The sequence below is a fragment of the Novosphingobium sp. PhB55 genome (assembly GCF_004368805.1).
Lineage (GTDB): Bacteria > Pseudomonadota > Alphaproteobacteria > Sphingomonadales > Sphingomonadaceae > Novosphingobium.
In genome coordinates, this window is the sequence record NZ_SODQ01000006.1 from 1 (window position 1) to 17,577 (window position 17,577).

14 protein-coding genes, 2 tRNA genes and 4 pseudogenes are annotated in these 17,577 nt (G+C 60.4%); 10 read left to right on the forward strand and 10 right to left on the reverse strand.

Annotation, left to right across the window (positions count from 1 at the left end; translation table 11 throughout):
- Positions 1–377 precede the first annotated feature (377 nt).
- Complete coding sequence (locus EDF57_RS15425) at positions 378–647, reverse strand: short-chain fatty acyl-CoA regulator family protein (protein ID WP_243841086.1); 270 nt, start codon at positions 645–647, stop codon at positions 378–380.
- A gap of 2 nt (positions 648–649) precedes the next feature.
- Between EDF57_RS15425 and EDF57_RS15430 the strand changes: the two are divergent.
- The 7 genes and pseudogenes from EDF57_RS15430 to EDF57_RS15470 all read left to right on the forward strand — a co-directional run.
- Positions 650–1,018, forward strand: a pseudogene (locus tag EDF57_RS15430) (integrase core domain-containing protein); the annotation flags it as partial.
- A 204-nt stretch (positions 1,019–1,222) separates the two neighbouring features.
- A complete protein-coding gene (locus tag EDF57_RS15435) occupies positions 1,223–2,830 on the forward strand; it encodes a catalase (RefSeq protein ID WP_134094918.1) in 1,608 nt (535 codons plus the stop codon).
- 195 nt (positions 2,831–3,025) lie between these two features.
- A pseudogene (locus EDF57_RS26020) lies at positions 3,026–3,662 on the forward strand (integrase core domain-containing protein); the annotation flags it as partial.
- Positions 3,663–3,778: 116 nt separating this feature from the next.
- On the forward strand, positions 3,779–5,113 hold the full coding sequence (locus EDF57_RS15455) for an IS1380 family transposase (RefSeq protein WP_134094921.1): 1,335 nt from the start codon (positions 3,779–3,781) through the stop codon (positions 5,111–5,113).
- 163 nt (positions 5,114–5,276) lie between these two features.
- Positions 5,277–5,534, forward strand: coding sequence for a hypothetical protein (locus tag EDF57_RS15460; RefSeq protein WP_134094922.1), 258 nt, complete (start codon positions 5,277–5,279; stop codon positions 5,532–5,534).
- Entirely contained in the window at positions 5,531–5,737 is a 207-nt protein-coding gene (locus EDF57_RS15465; RefSeq protein ID WP_134094923.1) for a hypothetical protein, read from the forward strand. The genes EDF57_RS15460 and EDF57_RS15465 overlap by 4 nt, the downstream gene beginning before the upstream one ends.
- A 58-nt stretch (positions 5,738–5,795) precedes the next feature.
- A complete protein-coding gene (locus tag EDF57_RS15470) occupies positions 5,796–6,062 on the forward strand; it encodes a GlsB/YeaQ/YmgE family stress response membrane protein (RefSeq protein WP_134094924.1) in 267 nt (88 codons plus the stop codon).
- A 185-nt stretch (positions 6,063–6,247) separates the two neighbouring features.
- Here the strand turns inward: EDF57_RS15470 and EDF57_RS15475 are convergent, their stop codons facing one another.
- A complete protein-coding gene (locus tag EDF57_RS15475; protein WP_208324882.1) occupies positions 6,248–6,880 on the reverse strand; it encodes a plasmid pRiA4b ORF-3 family protein in 633 nt (210 codons plus the stop codon).
- Between the two features lie 136 nt (positions 6,881–7,016).
- Between EDF57_RS15475 and EDF57_RS15480 the strand changes: the two are divergent.
- Positions 7,017–7,901, forward strand: a pseudogene (locus tag EDF57_RS15480) (DUF4113 domain-containing protein); the annotation flags it as partial.
- 95 nt (positions 7,902–7,996) lie between these two features.
- Positions 7,997–8,164 carry a hypothetical protein gene (locus EDF57_RS25520; RefSeq protein WP_166675286.1) on the forward strand — a complete coding sequence of 56 codons (168 nt, stop codon included), beginning with the start codon at positions 7,997–7,999 and terminating at the stop codon, positions 8,162–8,164.
- A 45-nt stretch (positions 8,165–8,209) separates the two neighbouring features.
- On the opposite strand, the gene EDF57_RS15485 is transcribed toward EDF57_RS25520, so the two are convergent.
- Positions 8,210–8,392: a hypothetical protein gene (locus EDF57_RS15485; protein WP_134094927.1), complete on the reverse strand. Its 183-nt coding sequence runs from the start codon at positions 8,390–8,392 to the stop codon at positions 8,210–8,212.
- Between the two features lie 158 nt (positions 8,393–8,550).
- On the opposite strand from EDF57_RS15485, the pseudogene EDF57_RS15490 reads away from it, so the two are divergent.
- Positions 8,551–9,030, forward strand: a pseudogene (locus EDF57_RS15490) (IS5 family transposase); the annotation flags it as partial.
- 692 nt (positions 9,031–9,722) lie between these two features.
- Here the strand turns inward: EDF57_RS15490 and EDF57_RS15495 are convergent.
- From EDF57_RS15495 to EDF57_RS15525, 7 genes are all read right to left on the reverse strand, one after another.
- Positions 9,723–11,963: a prolyl oligopeptidase family serine peptidase gene (locus EDF57_RS15495; RefSeq protein WP_166675287.1), complete on the reverse strand. Its 2,241-nt coding sequence runs from the start codon at positions 11,961–11,963 to the stop codon at positions 9,723–9,725.
- 315 nt (positions 11,964–12,278) lie between these two features.
- Complete coding sequence (locus tag EDF57_RS15500; protein ID WP_134094929.1) at positions 12,279–13,613, reverse strand: tyrosine-type recombinase/integrase; 1,335 nt, start codon at positions 13,611–13,613, stop codon at positions 12,279–12,281.
- Positions 13,614–13,929: 316 nt separating this feature from the next.
- Positions 13,930–14,006: transfer RNA gene (locus tag EDF57_RS15505), tRNA-Asp, on the reverse strand.
- An 88-nt stretch (positions 14,007–14,094) separates the two neighbouring features.
- Positions 14,095–14,171 (reverse strand) — tRNA-Asp (locus EDF57_RS15510).
- 392 nt (positions 14,172–14,563) lie between these two features.
- Positions 14,564–15,148: a YdeI/OmpD-associated family protein gene (locus tag EDF57_RS15515; protein WP_134094930.1), complete on the reverse strand. Its 585-nt coding sequence runs from the start codon at positions 15,146–15,148 to the stop codon at positions 14,564–14,566.
- A 23-nt stretch (positions 15,149–15,171) separates the two neighbouring features.
- Complete coding sequence (locus EDF57_RS15520) at positions 15,172–16,515, reverse strand: dihydrolipoamide acetyltransferase family protein (protein ID WP_134094931.1); 1,344 nt, start codon at positions 16,513–16,515, stop codon at positions 15,172–15,174.
- A gap of 4 nt (positions 16,516–16,519) precedes the next feature.
- A complete protein-coding gene (locus tag EDF57_RS15525; RefSeq protein WP_134094932.1) occupies positions 16,520–17,572 on the reverse strand; it encodes an alpha-ketoacid dehydrogenase subunit beta in 1,053 nt (350 codons plus the stop codon).
- Positions 17,573–17,577: the final 5 nt, after the last annotated feature.

Genomic DNA, 17,577 nt, shown 5'->3' on the forward strand with positions numbered 1-17,577 from the left:
AATGCTGAAGATGGGCAGCCGGTGCCGGGGCATGCCCCGGCACCGGCTTAACCGTCCCGACCCGAATGAATTTCCAGACCTGTGGTTACACAACCACGTCAAGTCGGCCGAGCCTGTGTCACATGCTTAGATGGCGTGATGTGCATCGAGTAATGACCGACTCTGATAACTTCCGTCGTTCGCGCTTACGGGGGGAACGACCGTTTTGTCCCACGATCTGGCGTTCGTTTCCTGCGGCAGTCGACCAAAATGCGTCGTTCTGATGCCTGCGCGGCAATGACCGCTCATACCGAAACCTGTCATTGCCGGTGGGTTTCAACACGCCTCAAGTTCGATTGGTAAGGCCCGACCGACAAGTTTACTTTGAATATCTCACTTCAATCCACCGGATAGGGCGCTGCTGAACTGCGGTTCTCGTTCACCATCACCGGGCGACCGATCGGCGGGAACGCGCGCTGCAGACAATTGGGCCGCTCGCAGACCTTGCAGCCGGCACCGATCGGGGTCGCCATGGCGGGGTCGGCAAGGTCCAGCCCGCGCGAATAGACCAGACGGGAGGCATGGCGGATGTCGCAGCCCAAGCCAACCGCGAAGGTCTTGCCCGGCTCACCATAACCCGCGTTACCACTGCCAACGGTGCGGGCCACCGGAACAAGCAATCCATGCCCGCAGACCCGGTCCCGATGATGGCCTGATCCATCATAGCGACAGGGGTGTTCAATGTTTGGCCATGAATTACACCCAGCGCCTGGCCGAGGCCAATCTTGTTCCCTCGGTCGGCAGCGTCGGGGACTCGTACGACAACGCCTTGGCCGAGACGATCAATGGCCTCTACAAAGCAGAGGTCATCTGGAGGCAGCGCTCATGACCGAGTGTTTCCGCAGTCGAGATGGCCACCCTGCGCTGGGTCCACTGGTACAACGAACATCGTCTTTTCGGACCCATCGGCTATATTCCACCTGCCGAAGCAGAGGCTAACTACTATGCAGCCATAGAGACCCTCGATATGGTTGCCTGACTCAAACCATACGGCCTCCGGAAAACCCGGGACGCTTCAGGTGGTGGTCACGACATGATGGATGACCTGCTGCGATAAGCAGAAAAAGCTGACCGGAAGTAGAAGCGTTTCCATGAAAAGGCGAGCGGATCGCGGCGCGGAACGTAGAACCGAATTTGCCGTTACATAATTGTTCCGCTGACAGGCAAGCCAAAGGTATCCACCATGACCGACAAGAAATCCGCTCCGCGCACCACCACCGATGCCGGCATTCCCGTCCAGAGTGACGAACATTCGCTTTCTATCGGGCGCGATGGTCCGATCGTCCTTAACGATCACTACCTGATCGAGCAGATGGCGAATTTCAATCGTGAACGTATTCCGGAACGCCAGCCCCATGCCAAGGGAAGCGGCGCCTTCGGCCATTTCGAGGTCACGGCCGACCTCACCAAATACACCAAGGCAAAGTTCCTTCAGCCCGGCGCAAAAGTGGAAACCGCTGTGCGCTTTTCCACCGTTGCGGGCGAGCGCGGCAGTCCCGACACGTGGCGTGATCCACGCGGCTTCTCAGTCAAGTTCTACACCGAAGACGGCAACTTCGACATGGTGGGAAATAACACGCCTATCTTCTTCATTCGCGATCCGCTGAAATTCCAGCATTTCATCCGTAGCCAGAAGCGCCGGGCCGACAATGGCTTGCGCGACCATGACATGCAGTGGGATTTCTGGACGCTGAGCCCTGAAAGCGCGCATCAGGTGACCTACCTGATGGGCGATCGCGGCGTTCCCAAAAACTGGCGCGAGATGAACGGCTATTCCAGCCACACTTACATGCTCATCAACGAGGCCGGCGAGAAGTTCTGGGTGAAATGGCACTTTCATACCGATCTGGGTGACGGGAATGCCCACCTGACGCAGGACGAAGCGGACAACATGGCCGGGCAGGATGGCGACTACCATCGTCGTGACCTGTTCAATCACATTGCCAAGGGCGAGTTTCCCACCTGGACGCTGAAGTTCCAGATCATGCCATTCGAAGATGCCAAGACGTACCGGATAAATCCGTTCGATCTGACCAAGACATGGCCGCACGCCGATTATCCACTGATCGAAGTCGGCAGGCTGATGCTCGATATCAACCCGGTGGATTGGGACACCCAGATCGAGCAACTGGCGTTCGAGCCGAACAACATGGTACCCGGTATCGGCCTCAGCCCGGACAAGATGCTGTTGGCACGGGGCTTTTCATATTCAGATGCCCATCGCGCCCGGTTGGGTGTGAATTACAAGCAGATTCCCGTCAATCAGGCCAAGGCGGCTGACGTGCATTCCTACTCGCGCGCAGGCCAGGGGCGGACGGTCAATGCGCTCGATCCAGTCTATGCTCCCAATTCCTACGGCGGCGCCGGCGCCCAGCCGGAGGTCGGGGGCGAAGCAACTTGGATGGCGGACGGTGAGATGGTTCGTGCGGCCTACACCCTGCGCCAGGACGACGATGATTGGAGCCAGCCGGGCGCGCTTGTGCGCGAGGTGATGGACGATGCGCAGCGCGAGCGCTTCGTCGATAATGTGGCCGGACATCTCGCCGACGGCGTTAGCGAACCGATCCTGAAACGCGCCTTTGATTACTGGCGCAACGTGGACAAGGACATCGGCGATCGGATCGAAAAGGCCACGCGCGATCTGATCGGTGGGACGTCGAGCGCTCCCGGCATGGCAAGTGCGCAGTCCATTTCCGGCTATCAGGGTATTCCCGCCACTGCATCTATCGCCAGGGGTGAAGGGCAAAAGAACGCTGTTTCCGGCGACTATGTGTCAGAGCCTGCCAAGTAACAAGGCCCTCCAGGGTTTCGGGTTGGAGGCACAATCGTCACCGACTGGTGACGGCTGTGCCTCTGCCTTTGCAAAAGATTCATGCGTTTCCGAGCCAGACCGGCCATTGATGCAGCGAGCGGCGAGGCGAAAGCGGGAGTTAACTCCGCCAAGGGTGATCCGACAACCGCGACATCCACTTGACGTCCCCCGGGTCTGAGGCCTGCTCGGCCGCGCCTTATCGTCCGGTATGTCCAGTTGAGCCATGCGGTCAGTGAGCAGCGCGGTTGCGCGGTGCTGACGTTTGATTGTCAACGGCGGAGCGCAAGATACCAGTCGGTTCGAGCTGATCAGACGCTGCTGATCATGCGCATCCGGGACATCGCGCAGATCCGGATGCGATACGGCTACTTCAGGATATACATCCTGCTTCGCCGGGAAGGCTGGATCGTCGATGCCTGCATCCGCGAAACTCTGGCGATCTACGTCGACCAAGGCATCAAGGGGAAGTAGGTGGTTGATGAGGCCATGGACCGGATCGAATCGATACCCGGTGCCCTGCGCACCATACGGGTGGACAATGGCCCGGAGTTTATCTCCAATGCGTTGGATCGCCGGGCTTATGAAAACGGCGTAACGCTAGACCTCTCGCGGCTGGCAAACCGGCCGACAACGCCTTCGTTAAATCCTTCAATGGCCGGTTCCGCAAGGAATGCCTGAACGCCCATCGGTTCTTGTCACTGGCGGATGCCAGGAGCAGGATCGACGCGTGGAGACGGACTATAACGAGTGCCGTCCTCGCACCTCCCTGGGCTGGCTAACACCCGCAAAATTTCTTCATCTGCTGGGGTGAACCCCTCTAGCCCGGAAAATTCACGTGGGTTGGCGGATGTAGCGTAACGTACTGATTTAACGTATGATTTAGATGCCTAGTCCGATCAACGTCATTTCAGGAAAGCTACACCCGCCATGGATGGTTCTACTCTGCCGCTGCCCGGTTTGTCACCCGTTTCTGGCAAGCGGATAGACGCAAGGTTCGATGGTGGTTTGCTCTCTTCGGATGGCGGTATTTTATTATTGCGCGAGGTTGAGCAGCGCCTTGGGGTCGCCGATCGTATGGCTGCCTGCATCAACGATCCGCGTGCGCCGGATCATATCACGCACTCCCTTGCCGACATTATCCGGTTCCGACTGATGATGATCGCGGCAGGCTATGAAGATGGCAATGACGCCTCCAGCCTACGCATCGATCCGGTGTTCAAGATGGCGCTCGACCTGGCTCCATCTGACCGTGCACTTTGCTCACAGCCGACAATCTCACGCCTGGAAAACCTGCCCGACACGCGTGCGCTCTTGCGCATGGGCCGAGCGATGGTTGATCTGTACTGCGAGAGTTTCCGCACCGTACCCAGGCGCATTGTCCTCGACATCGATGACACCTTCGATGCCGTGCACGGAGGCCAGCAGTTGCGATTGTTCAATGCCCATCATGACGAATATGGATTCCAGCCCATTGTGGTGTTCGATGGCGAGGGCCGGTCTGCCGTCCTGCGCCCGGCCAAACGGCGCGGCGGCAAGGAGATCAGGGCTTTCCTGCGTCGCTTGATGCGGGCGATCCGCGCCAACTGGCCAAAGACGCAAATCCTGCTGCGCGGCGATAGTCACTATTGCTGCCCCGAAGTCATCGACTGGTGCCGGGCCGGCGGGCACGAATTTATCCTGGGTGTCGCGCCGACGTCGACATTGCGCCGTCACATCGCCGATCTCGAGGCCAGCACCAAAGCCCGCTTCGAGGCGGCACCTGAAGCCGGCAAGGCGCGTCGCTTCAAGTCCTTCCACGACGGCGCCAAAAGCTGGAGCCGCGTCGAGCGGATTATCGCGCGCGTCGAGGTCGGCGATCAGGGCGCGGACACCCGCTTCGTCGTCACAAATCTCAAGAAGGGCTCGCCCCGCCGGCTCTACGAGCAGGTCTATTGCCGGCGAGGCCAGGCGGAAAATCACATCAAGTCCTGGAAAACCCACCTCGCCGCCGATCGCACATCCTGCACCAGGGCCGCCGCCAACCAGTTGCGCCTGTTTCTCCATGCCGGTGCCTACTGGCTGATGTGGGGGCTGCGTAGCGCCATGCCCAAGCGTTCGACCTGGCGCACCGTCCAGTTCGATACTTTACGCCTGCGCCTCATCAAGGTGGCGGCCCGCATCACCGAGTTGAAGACCCTGATCCGTATCCAATGGCCCACCGCCTGTCCCGACCAGAAAATCTTCCGCCTCGCCCTCGAGCGGGTTCCTCGCCTCATCACCTGAACCACGGGGCCGCGCCCTCTCAAATCAAACCCCGCCCTCCAACCCGCAAACCTTGGTCGCCCAGAAATCCGGACCATCCCGGCAATGAAGCTACGCGTCGGCAAGCTTCCCAAAATCCAAATCGTGGCCTGCACCGACCGAGCAGATGAATTTTACGGGCTAGATGAAGGCCGGAGACTCACATTTCACCCGGCCGAAACCGGGAGACCCATTATCAGGGCAGAACCTGATCAAGCTTGGAGGAAAAAACGAGGGCGACGTCAACGTGAATGAAAATCGAAAACCCTTAACGAAGTTCATTCGTGCTTTCCGTCAAGGGATCAAACCCGAAGAAGCCGATCCCTTTTTCCGATTAGACGGCAGCTATCGGAACAATCGAGCGGCCTCCGGCTTCTTCTGCCAGCAAAGGAGACGGGTATGATCGGGAAAGTTATCGGCGCGATCGCAGGCAAGCGCGTTTCAAGTGACGTAAGCGGCGTTGGCGGCACCGGCGGTGCCTTGTTGGGCGTAGGCGCGGCCACGATCCTGCGCCGCCTCGGGCCAGTCGGCATGGTGGCAGCAGCTGTGGGCGGATACGCGCTCAAGAAGCACCTCGAAAAGCGCGAAGCCGACAGGCTCCGCTGACCATTGCCGGGTCGTGCCCGGCAATTTCCAGGCACATTCTATTTAATTGGAGACGAACATGGGTTGGATCATCGCGCTTATTGTTGGCGGCATCGCAGGCTGGTTGGCGAGCATGGTAATGAAGCGGGATGCCTCAATGGGCATATTCCTCAATATCGTCATCGGCTGCGTTGGCTCAGTGATCGGTAATGCCCTGTCGGGTCCGTTGTTCGGTATCCGTGGCAGCGTGCAGCAGTTTTCGCTGACCGGTTTGATCATCGCCTTTGTTGGCGCCGTGATCCTGCTCGCAATCGTCAACTTCTTCCAGGGTAACCGCGCACGGTAACCTGCTCCGGGGTTAGGTTCAGCGCCGCCTGCCGGTCTTCGGCGGGCGGCGTTTTGCGTATATATCTATATCGAGCCTCGCAAAGCCCAGGATATCGGCAAATATCCGGGATATGTTATGAGGTCTCCCCGTTTAATCGAGGCAGCTGTGCAACGACAATTACGGTACCCGGCTCGCGTCAATTATCATGGCCGGTCTTGGCGGAACCTGTAGTCTCCGCGTGCGCCGCGTATGGCCTTACCAATTGCTTTGTTGATGGCGTCCAGATTGCATAGCTCTGGTTGGAATTTCCGGCCGGCCCAGCGACGCATGGCTTTGTGGTCTTCATGATCGGGATCGAGCCAAGCTTCCAGGAAATCGGCGTAGCCGCCGGTTCCGCCGACGTCTTCGGGTGGACCTGAGCGTGCCCCGGCGATGCATCGCGGATATTTGACGCCTTCTTCACGGGGTAGCCGTTCGAGGCGAAGCAGGTGACGCCAGCTATCACCAAAGTCGTATTCGTAAATGATGGCGAGTGGCTGGCCGTCGGGATCGTAGGGGAAAACGAAATCGATGAGCCTTAGCTCTGTGGCTTCGAAAATCCGGTTGTCGAACAGCTCGTCTTCGTCGAACTCCGGTGCGCCGAATATGAGACCGCCGACATTGAATTGATGGAGATGGCTGTCGGTCCAGCCAAACGCGGCCTGAAGGACTTCATGGAGTTCGGCGAAGTTCAGTGCCATTGGCAGGTCGAGCGTGCGGGTGATCTTCGGTTCGATCTCCAGGATATGGATCTCGGCGCGCACGATGAAGCTATCGAATGCAAAGGGATCGAGCATGTGTCGGAGCATGCCGTGCGTAATTGACGCGGGCAACCGGTGATCGCGTCAATTACGCCTCCTCCGCGAGATTTGCGGCACTACGCTTGCGATAGCTCTCTGCGTTGAACTCAAGGATCGTTGCGCGGTGGACGAGGCGATCAAGCGCTCGGTGGGATTGCCCACGCGCATCGGTCTCGGGCCGACCCGGACCCTGAGCAAGGTGGCCAAAGCGCTTGCCAAGGCCTCGGAGAAGGTCTGGAACGGCGTCGTCGACCTGCACGATGAAGGCCTGCGCCGCCGGCTGTTCGCTGCCTGGCCGATCGAGGAGGTCTGGGGCATCGGTCCTGCCACGGCCAGGCGGCTGCGCCCGCTTGGAATCAGGACGACGGCGGATCTCGCCGCGCTGCCTCCCGAAGTCGCGCGCGATGTGGGGACCGTCGTGCTCGAGCGCCTGGTGCGCGAACTGGGCGGCACCGAATGCACAGGGTTCGAGCCCGAACCCGGTGCACTCAAGTCGACTGCCGTCACCCGGTGCTTCGGCGAGCCGGTGCGTGAGCGCGAAGCGCTGTGCGAGGCCATGGTTCGGCGCGCGGTCCGGGTTGCCGAGAAGATCCGAAGCCAGCAGCTGAAGGCAAGCCGGCTGATTGCTTTCGCGCATGGTAATCGCTTCAAGCCGGATGCGCCTTCCGCCATGCGGACCGGGCGCCTTTCTCCTGCCTCCAACGATCCGCGCGTGATTGCCGGCATGGCAGGGCGCATGGCAGAGGCCATGTTTGAGCCCAGTGCCGTCTATACCAAGTGCGGCGTGATGCTCGAGGGGCTCGAGGCAGAGGCAAGGGGTCAGTTCGACATGTTCGCTGCGATGGACACGAGGTCTCCCGCCTTGCTGGCCGCTCTTGACGAGATCAATGGGAAGTTCGGGCGGCAGACCCTGCACCTCGGTTCCGAAGGCATGGGCGTGAAAGCCTACGACACCCGGCGAACCTTCAAGAGCCCCTCGTGGACCACGCGGATCGATCAGGTGCCGATCGCGCGGTAATCCTGAAGAGGTCTGGAACTTCCAGACCTCGCATGCGATTATCGCCGCACTGGACCGCAGATGTCCAGGACACAGGGCCCATGAGGTGCATATCGATGCGTGAACGAAGGGCGCTGGCGCGCCGTAACCCGATGCCCAATCGCGCAGGACAAACGCTCCTGCGGGTCGCCGTCGTCTCCTTGACGATCCTGATCGCTGTCTACGCCGCGGCGAATGTCGTGCATATCGAAAAACACCCGAGCGTGGCTGCCGTCAAGCGGTAAGCCGGGACATCAGGTCTCGGGGGGCGGCGGCTGCCGTTTAATGGCTCAGTTGCGAAAGAACGGGATCGGACGCGACGTGCCGCGGCCTCCCGGCCTGCGCCGCAAACGGTCGGCATCGGCGGCCTTTTGCTGCGCTTTTGCCAGGCTGTGCGTCTCGCAGATCTCGTCCTCAAGCCGGCCCGGCGTCAAATCGTGGCGCATTCCATCACGGCTATGCGGCTCGCGCATCGATTTCTCCCGGTTGGCAAGCGGTATCACGCATTTATTCGCACCTATTTACTCTTGCCTTGCCTCTTCATAATTACACGGTTTTTCAGATTTTTGAAAGCCGTGTGGGAAGATTTTCCGGTTGCTATTATGGGGCATGGAAACCTATTGGCACTCGCGAGTGGGAGTTGGTGGCGCCGTTCATCCCGCCGGGCAAACGCGGAGGACCTCGGCGCCCGACGAACATGCGCGAAGTGGTGAACGCCTTGCTCTACATTGCAGCAACCGGCTGTGCCTGGAGGTTGCTCCCCAAGTGCTTCCCACCCGTCTCGACGGTGCAGCGCTATTTCTACGCCTGGCGCAATGCCGGCCTTTTCGATGCAATGAACGTGGTGCTGGTCATAAACCTACGAGAGATCGAGGGACGCGAAGCCTCACCAACCGCCGGTGTCATCGACAGCCAATCGGTGAAAACGACCGAAAGCGGCGGCGTTTGCGGCTACGATGCGGGCAAAAAGATAAAAGGCAGGAAGCGGCACATCCTGACTGACACTTGCGGATTCCTGGTTTTTATTCTGGTCCACGCCGCCGACATTCAAGACCGTGATGGTGCCGTCGGCCTCTACAAGGCCGAGGTCATCCATCGCCGTGGACCCTGGCGATCCTTTGAAGCGGTGGAGTACGCCACGCTCGAATGGGTCGACTGGTTCAACAACCGTCGGCAACTGGAGCCTATCGGCAACATCCCGCCTGCCGAAGCCGAACAACAATATTATGCTGCCGCTTACGACATCGATATGGCAGCGTGACTCACAACCAACGGCCTCCGGCAGACCCGGGGCGGTTCAGGTTGGCGATTACCATGGCTATTGGCAGGCTCGCGTCGACTGAAAGGCTGTCGCCACGAAGGTCCGCCTCCGCCAAATCCCACCGCTCCGGATGGCGCCATGAACGGCGGCTTCGTCCCAAGGGACGTCATAACTGAAGGTCAGCTTCCTGGCGCTGGAAAGTCGGAGCTGAACGGCGAGGATGGGCGCAAAATCGCCGGAAGATTGCGACCCTTTGTCGCCATTCAGGCACCAATTTCGCGTCCCCAGGTGCGGACTGTCCGGTAACCGGCAGATCGCGACCCAGCTTACGCCGCTACAGTAAAGCGCGGTGAACGTCGGCTATCGCTTTAACCGGTCATGTGACAGGGCGACAAACGGCTCAGCATCTTCGCTGGCGCCTACGTCACGCTATTATGGGGTCTACTCCGTCAAACGCGGCGGTCAGCTACTGGTGACCGGCCTCGTGCCAACCAAAAGCCGAAACGACCTATAGTTGGCAGAAACTGCGGTACTAACATAAATTACTTACCGTTTTTCAAATAGCGATCAAACCAAGCGCAGAGCTCTTCAAACAAATTGCGCACATTCGCGGGAGAAAGCGCAATCGCATGATTTTCCCCTTCATAGCGGAGGAGGCGGGCCCGCTTGCCTTGTTTATCCAGCAAAGTAAAAACCGTTTCTGCCTCTTCGATGCTGCCACGTACGTCCAGTGATCCGTGCGCCATGAGCAACGGGGTGTGGATGGCAGCCGTATGATTGACAGGCGAATTATTGGCGTAAACCTCAGGGTCTGCGTACGGGGGGATGTTCATACCCATCACGCTTGAGGAAATAATCGGATTGACCGACTTGTCTTGCGCAAGTCCTGACCATCCTGTCGCACCGCGATCAAAACTTCCATAATCTGCTACCAAGTTAGTCATGCCGGCGATTGCGGCCGCAGCGGCGAAACGATCCGTCTGCGTGACGAGTGCATAGGTCGCATAACCGCCAAAACTCTGGCCGAACAGCCCGATGCGATTCGGTTCTGCAAACCCTAATTGCAATAAACGGTCAACCGCGGGTATCACGCCGTTTCTCATCTGGATGTAAGGGCCGCTGGCAGATGCTCGCGAAAGCGGCATAGACGGTATCAGGACCGCGTAGCCCTTTGCTGCGTAGAGTTGCAGATTGTAGATGCCCGGGAGTCGTTTATCGGCCCAGTAGTCGTTCCCGCCCGTTATTTTCGTACCCGGATAGACCCAAACCAGCGTTGGATGTCGTTCTCCGGGTTGATGCCCCGGGGGAAGGATCAGGAGGGCTTTGAGCGCTTCTCCACTCTCGCTCGTATAATCGAGCGTGGAAACGCTACCCCAATCGATGTCACTGAGGTGACGATCAATTAGGAGCAAATTACGCGCATGTTCTCCTGAGGCGGGGGCTTCTTTTAGTGCTAGCCCGTCTTTTGTCGGCTCCTGCCAAAGCAATCCATTTTGATCCGATGCAAGGAACTCCCCGTCGGCAGGGATTTTCAAATCCTTGGAAGCGGGCGGATCCACACGCGCGGGCAGCCGGCCATCTTTGTTGATTTGCCACCAAATCTCGGGAGCTCGATCCGATGATGCCTCCCGACCGCGCACAAGCAACGCTCCGTCCTGGCTCCAACGAACAGACAGTTCGTGCGGCTCAGGCGCCGCATCCCCAGGATCTTGTACTATCCCCGGTGCAACAGTTTCTACAGCTCCAGATGCCGGACGAAAGCTAAAAACCCTCGCCACACGTTGGTCCCCAGTTTGACGCGCGCGAAAAAGCAAAGCCGAACTGTCCTCTGCCCAATCAAGCAGATCGAGTGGATACCGCCCCTCTGCTGGCATTCCGATTGGCCGGAGAGCGGATCTTCCCGAAATATTCACCATCAGCAGGATCTTGCTCGCGTGAGTTTCGACGTTGTTGAACGGCTTGGGACCGAGCTCCGAGGGCTTGATCACTCCACGGGGCGCGAGGACAGCAAGCGACTTGCGATCCGGTGACACGAGGAGTGAAAGCATACCGCGAAAAGGAAATGCGGGAACCCGTGCCAGTAATCGACGCTCGCTGGTTCTCGTGTCAATGACGACGATCTCGACTTGGTAGGAGCCAATGGCCTTCGCAAGACGGGTACGATCGCTGTCGGAAACGTCGACAGAGCTGATTTGTCCTTCGCGTAGCCGCCCTGCCGTATCACTCGCCGCGCCCAACGCGCGCGCGTGTTGGGTAAACAGCGCAGAGTTTTGACCTACCGGCATTTGCACCGCTAACAATCGATGGTCGTCAAGCCACAGGAAAGGAGCATTTTCTTGATCGCGACGGCACACGTGCGGCTTACGATCACTGTCTGCTCCCCCTCGTAGATCGAGGGAGTTCAGCGGTGAGCCGTAGCGCGTCATCGTCATCATTGGCTGCTGTAACAGGCGCTTAAAGGACTTCTGCTCGGGGCTCCATAGGTAGAGCCTGACAGCGTCGCCACCCTGCGGTTCTGCGCCTTCTGGCTGAGTAGAAAGGACAGCCAACTGCTGCCCGTCGGGGCTCCATTGAGCACACCAGTACCCCGCAGCGCTGTCATGACCAGAGGTTAGCTGGCGGCTTCCTGAGCCATCTCGAGCCACAAGCCAGATATCGGCGCGTGAAGGATCAATCTCATAAGGGGTGCGCCCGAACGCCTCTCCATCCTCAGCAGGACGCTGAACCACGACGGCAATATCACGACCCTTCGGATTGATAGCCACTTGGTCGATCGACGTCATCGTCATTACGTCATCGATTGCTAATGGTCTGCAATATGCCGAAGGCAACGAAGACGTAGCTGCGAGGAGCGTTATGGGGAGGCCGCACGAGCGGCCGCGGATCAGACGGCGAGGAAGCTGCATCACATCATTGCTCGACGCGCATCATGGCATGATTATGGCAAATTGGCTTCCAGTGGAAGGCCGGGCCCTCGTTCAAACTAAATGGCAGCAATCGGGGCCATAGCCGCCCTTCCGACGCTGACCTGCGAATGACGGCAATGTCCCAGAGTCAGTCCTTAGTCTCTAAAACTGCAAATAATTTTCAACGGTCAGTCAGTTTGCGGGCATCAGCGGAACAACAGCACGCGCCGCCATGTCATCCAAACCGTCAGCGATCCAGCGCCCATAGTGACGCTCAATCATCTCAACTGACGTGTCATGAAGTGCTGCCACCAATCGCAGCGGCAAGCCCGCTCGAATACCACGAACAATGCTCGAATGCCGCAAGGCATATGGGACGATATCCCGCTCAAGTTCCGCGATCTTCCGAATTGCCGCCCACGGCTCGACAAGACGGGCAGCCCGACCCCAAGGGCGCCGGCCGTTGGCCACCCACTTCAGTTGACCAGGAGCCCGTTCCATCCGACGCCGCGTCAGCAACAGCTCGCCCTTACCCCGATTTTCAATAGCTGGAGCCAAAACAGCCAGCACATCGGCACCAATTGGAACCGGCGTAGCTTCCGGCTTCCGCCCCTGCCCCTTGTAGCTCGGCGGTATCATCAACCGAGACCGCTCAATTTGTACGTCACGCACTGTAAGTCTGGCGGCTTGGGAAAACCGTGCCCCGGTAGCAGCCAGCACGGCAATCATCCGGTACAAATCGCCGCCCCATTCGGCCGCTTCGTCGACCTTTTTGGCAGCCGCAATGATCCGGCCAACTGTCGCAGCATCTAATATTTGATTCTCGCGCGCCACACTCTCGCCATCGGCCGGGTTAGTTCGTGATATGACCAGTGCGGCGGTCAGAACGCCGGGTAAAGTCGCGGGAAGCGTCGCCCGATTTGCGCGAAATGCTTTATTTATTGCGGCCTTCAGCGTGGCAGCGAGATGCCAAACCGAGGACGTTTTAAGGGTGTCCGGGAGAGACTTGCGCCATCCGATTAGTTGGCTTTCTGTCAACAGGTGCAGCGGCACGTCCGCGATGGGTGTTGGGGCGCGCGCCTCCATGTTGGCAGATGCCTCCCGCCCGATCACATATCGTTCCAGGCTGGAAGTTGCCGCCGTCCGACCAGTGTTGCCTGCGCCACGCGCACGGAAGCAAGCGTCACGCTCCGCGCAGTACGACACGACTGCCGTTCGCACGGTCTGGACTTGACCAGCGGATGCGGCCCGGTCTTCCAGACGCGCTCCCTCGACTCGCTCACGGGCTGCTCGAATCGCCGCATTATAGTTCAATGTGCCTTCGGATAATTCATCGTCTGCGGTGCCCAGCCGGTCCTGGCGATAACCAGTATCAATGCGCCACCGCACCAACCACACACCGCCGCGTACCCCCTTACGGTATCCCAGGTGGGTTTCAGGATCGATACCGCGCCAGTGCAGCCCGACGGGCAACTTCGCTCGCGCACTGCGAGTCGTCAGAGGGACTTCCTTGAGTGTCTTGGCCATACCCGTCGCGCCAAACCGTCTAATATCCGTCAAATATACACCCGCGTAAAACTGCAAACAACGACGAATGCTGGTCAGGCGTTCGCCCCAAAATGTCTCGGTTTTCTGCGGATTTCTGCGGTCACATACGGAAATGATCGGTCCCGGAAAACATCGATCAGCCATTAATCTGGATGGAGACCGGGCGCTGGGGATGATTCCCCGGCGCTTTTTTCTTGCCCCGCGCACGGCCCTGAAACGGAGCAGGCAAAAGAAAAGGCCGGGTGTTAACCCGGCCTGTTTCGTATCATTGCTTTACCACTTCCCGTGAAGGAAGTGGCGCGAGTGACGGGGCTCGAACCCGCGACCTCCGGCGTGACAGGCCGGCACTCTAACCAACTGAGCTACACCCGCGCAGCAATGTAAGTGAGGTTTTTAGACTACCTCAAGTCGCTGGTTTACCAGCATTTCCCCTGCCTGTCACAGGCAGGAAATTCCCAAGTGGCGCGAGTGACGGGGCTCGAACCCGCGACCTCCGGCGTGACAGGCCGGCACTCTAACCAACTGAGCTACACCCGCGTTCTTGCGGTTGCGTCCGCTTGGGAGGCCGCCCTCTATGTCAGCACCGGGTGCCTGTCAACGCACTATTCCAGGCCAGGGAAGATTTTTGCGACGACGCCGCGACTAGCCTGTGGACAGTTTCGACAGCCCGCGGATTTTCGTGAGGTTTAGGCCGGTTTCATGGCCCGAGGGCAAAGTCCGGTGCCTTTGGGCGAACAAAATGGCAGGAAAAAACTTTCCGGTAACGCCGGATCAGGCACGACAGAAGCGGAAGGCCGAGTTGGCCGAGAGGCGATTCCGCATCCTTGAGCCCCGCACTTCGGCAATCGGGCCCACGAACCCTGTCGGACTTGATATGGCACCGCTGCCTGAAGGGGCACGCCTGCCGATGCACCCCTCGCCCTTAGGCCTCACGCGCCCTTGCGCGGCTTCTCGTACTTCCAGTTGCGCGTCTTGCCTTCGGCGATCCATTCGGCCGCCTGGGCCATGCGCTTGTCCCGCGTTGCCGCCGTCTTCGCCTCGGTGATCCATTCGAGATAGTCGCGCCTCTGCGAGGGCGCGAATCGCTCGAACGCCGCCTGCGCCTGCGGCACCGCCGCGAGCAAGGCGGCGAATTCTGCGGGCATGGGGATTTCCGGCCGCGGCTTTCGTTCGGCTCGCGCCCCGGCAGGAGGGCGGCCGCCAAGAATACGATCCGCCGCTTCGTGCAACAGTGCCGACAATTCGGCTTCGCGGGGCATGTCCGCCTCGGATGTCACACGGATGAAACGGCGCGACATGGCATCGCCGTGGATACCGAAAGCGCAATGCGCCTTGAACGCGCTCATCCCGGCGACGTTCTTGCCCCGTACGGTAAAGTGGGGGACGCTCCACTTGATGGCCTCCTCGGCTTCAGGGAGCGCCCTGTGCGCCATGTCGCGGAGTTGTTCGAGCAAGGGGCGCAGCGGCTCGGCAGACCGGGCGATATAGTCATCGACACGCGGATCCCTGCCCATATGCGCTGCTCCAGCCCCTCAGCCTAACCCGCCAGAATAAGCGCCGGCGCCTCGATCAGCTTCTTGAGGTCCTGCGCGAAGCTGGCTGCATCCCACCCGTCTACCACGCGGTGATCGCAGGACATCGAGATATTCATGATCTTGCGCTTTTCGATGCGCTCCGCGCCGTCCGCGCCCTTCACGAACATCGGCCGCTCGACGATGCGGTTCGGACCGATGATCGCCACTTCGGGGCGATTGATGACCGGCGTGGTCGCCACGCCGCCCATCGGCCCGAGCGAGGTGACGGTGATGGTCGATCCCGAAAGCTCGGAAGACTTCGCGGACCCGTCCCGCGCCGCATTGGCGAGACGGCCGATCTCGGTGGCGAGTTGCCAGAGGTTGCGATCCTGTGCGTCGCGGATCACCGGGACCATCAGGCCCGCGGGGGTCTGCGCCGCCATGCCCAGGTGGACCGAGCCATAGCGCGTCACCACGCCTGCCTCGTCATCGTAATGGGCGTTGAGCATCGGATACTTCGGCAGCAGCTTGCAGATCGCAGCGATGAGGAACGGCAGCATCGTCAGCTTGGGGCGCCCGTCCACATTGGCGCCCCTCCCCGCATTGAGCTGCGCACGCGTTTCCTCCAGCGCCGTCACGTCGAATTCCTCGACATAGGCGAAATGCGGGATCTGGCGCTTGGATGCCGCCATGTTCTCGGCGATGCGGCGGCGCAATCCGATCACGCGGACCTGCTCGTCCTGGCCCTTTCGCCCGGCCGGCTGGAAACCGCCCGCGGCATTGTAGGACAGGAAAGCGTCGAGGTCCGCATGACGCAGGCGGCCGTCTTCGGCGGGGCGCACTTCGCCAAGGTCGATGCCGAGATCGGCCGCCCGCTTGCGGACCGCCGGGCTGGCCATGACTTTCGAATGAGCGGCCGGGCGCGGCTGCGGGGCCTTGGCACCGGCGGCAGCGGGAGCAGGTTCCGGAGCGGGCGCCGGAGCCGGTTCGCGCTTCGGCTCGCGAGCCGGCGCCGCCGCCTGCTCGACGCGCGCGACATCATCGGCATCGGGCGTTTCCGCCGCGATCCGCTGCTCGACCACAGCAGCCTTCGGCGCTGGCGCACGGTCGACCTCGTTGCCGGCGCCTTCGACCTCGATCACCACCAGCGGCGAGCCGATGGCGATCACGTCGCCCGCCTCGCCTGCCACTTCGATCACGGTGCCCGAAACCGGGCTTTCCATCTCGACCGTGGCCTTATCCGTCATCATGTCGGCCAGACGGCCGTCTTCCTCGACCGTGTCGCCGACCTTGACGTGCCAGGCGACGATCTCGGCTTCTGCGATGCCCTCGCCGATGTCCGGCAGGCGGAATGTGAAACGACCCATCGGATCAATCCTTCATGAGCCGATCGACCGCCTCGCCAATGCGGACGGGACCGGGGAAATAGGCCCACTCGAGGCTATGCGGATAAGGCGTGTCGAAACCCGTCACGCGCTCCACCGGCGCCTCGAGATGATAGAAGCAGCGTTCCTGCACGAGCGTCACCAGTTCCGCGCCGAAGCCGGACGTGCGGGTGGCCTCGTGTATCACCAGACATTTGCCCGTCTTCTCCACCGACTTTTCCACAGTGTCGATGTCGAGCGGGACCAGGCTGCGCAAGTCGATGATCTCGGCATCGATGCCCTTCTCGGCCAGGACTGCCTCGGCCACATGGACCATGGTGCCGTAAGTCACGACGGTCAGCGCCGCGCCCTCGCGAACCACGCGCGCCTTGCCGAGCGGAATGCGGTAATAGCCCTCCGGCACCTGGCTTCCCGGCAGCCCCTTCCACGGACGCGAAGGGCGGTCGTAATAGCCGTCGAACGGGCCGTTGTAGATCCGCTTGGGCTCGAAGAAGATGACCGGGTCGTTGTCCTCGATCGCCGCGATCAGCAGGCCCTTGGCGTCATGGGGGGTTGCCGGGATCACCGTCTTGAGACCGGCGACATGCGTGAACAGCGCCTCCGGGCTCTGGCTGTGGGTCTGGCCGCCGAAGATGCCGCCGCCGAACGGAGAGCGCACGGTGATCGGCGCGACGAATTCGCCGGCGGAGCGATAACGCAGGCGCGCCGCTTCGGAGACGAGCTGGTCCAGGCCCGGATAGATATAGTCCGCGAACTGGATTTCCGGCACCGGGCGCAGGCCATAGGCAGCCATGCCGACGGCGGCGCCGATGATGCCGCATTCGTTGATCGGTGTATCGAACACGCGGTTCCTGCCGAACTTCTTCTGCAGCCCTGCCGTCGCACGGAACACGCCGCCGAAGTAGCCGACATCCTCGCCCATGACGACGACATCGGGATCGCGCGCCATCATGATGTCGAGCGCGTCGTTGATCGCCTCGATCATGTTCATCGAACGGCTCGGCGCGTCGTGGAGACTGACGGGGTTTTCCTCGATCATGGTCC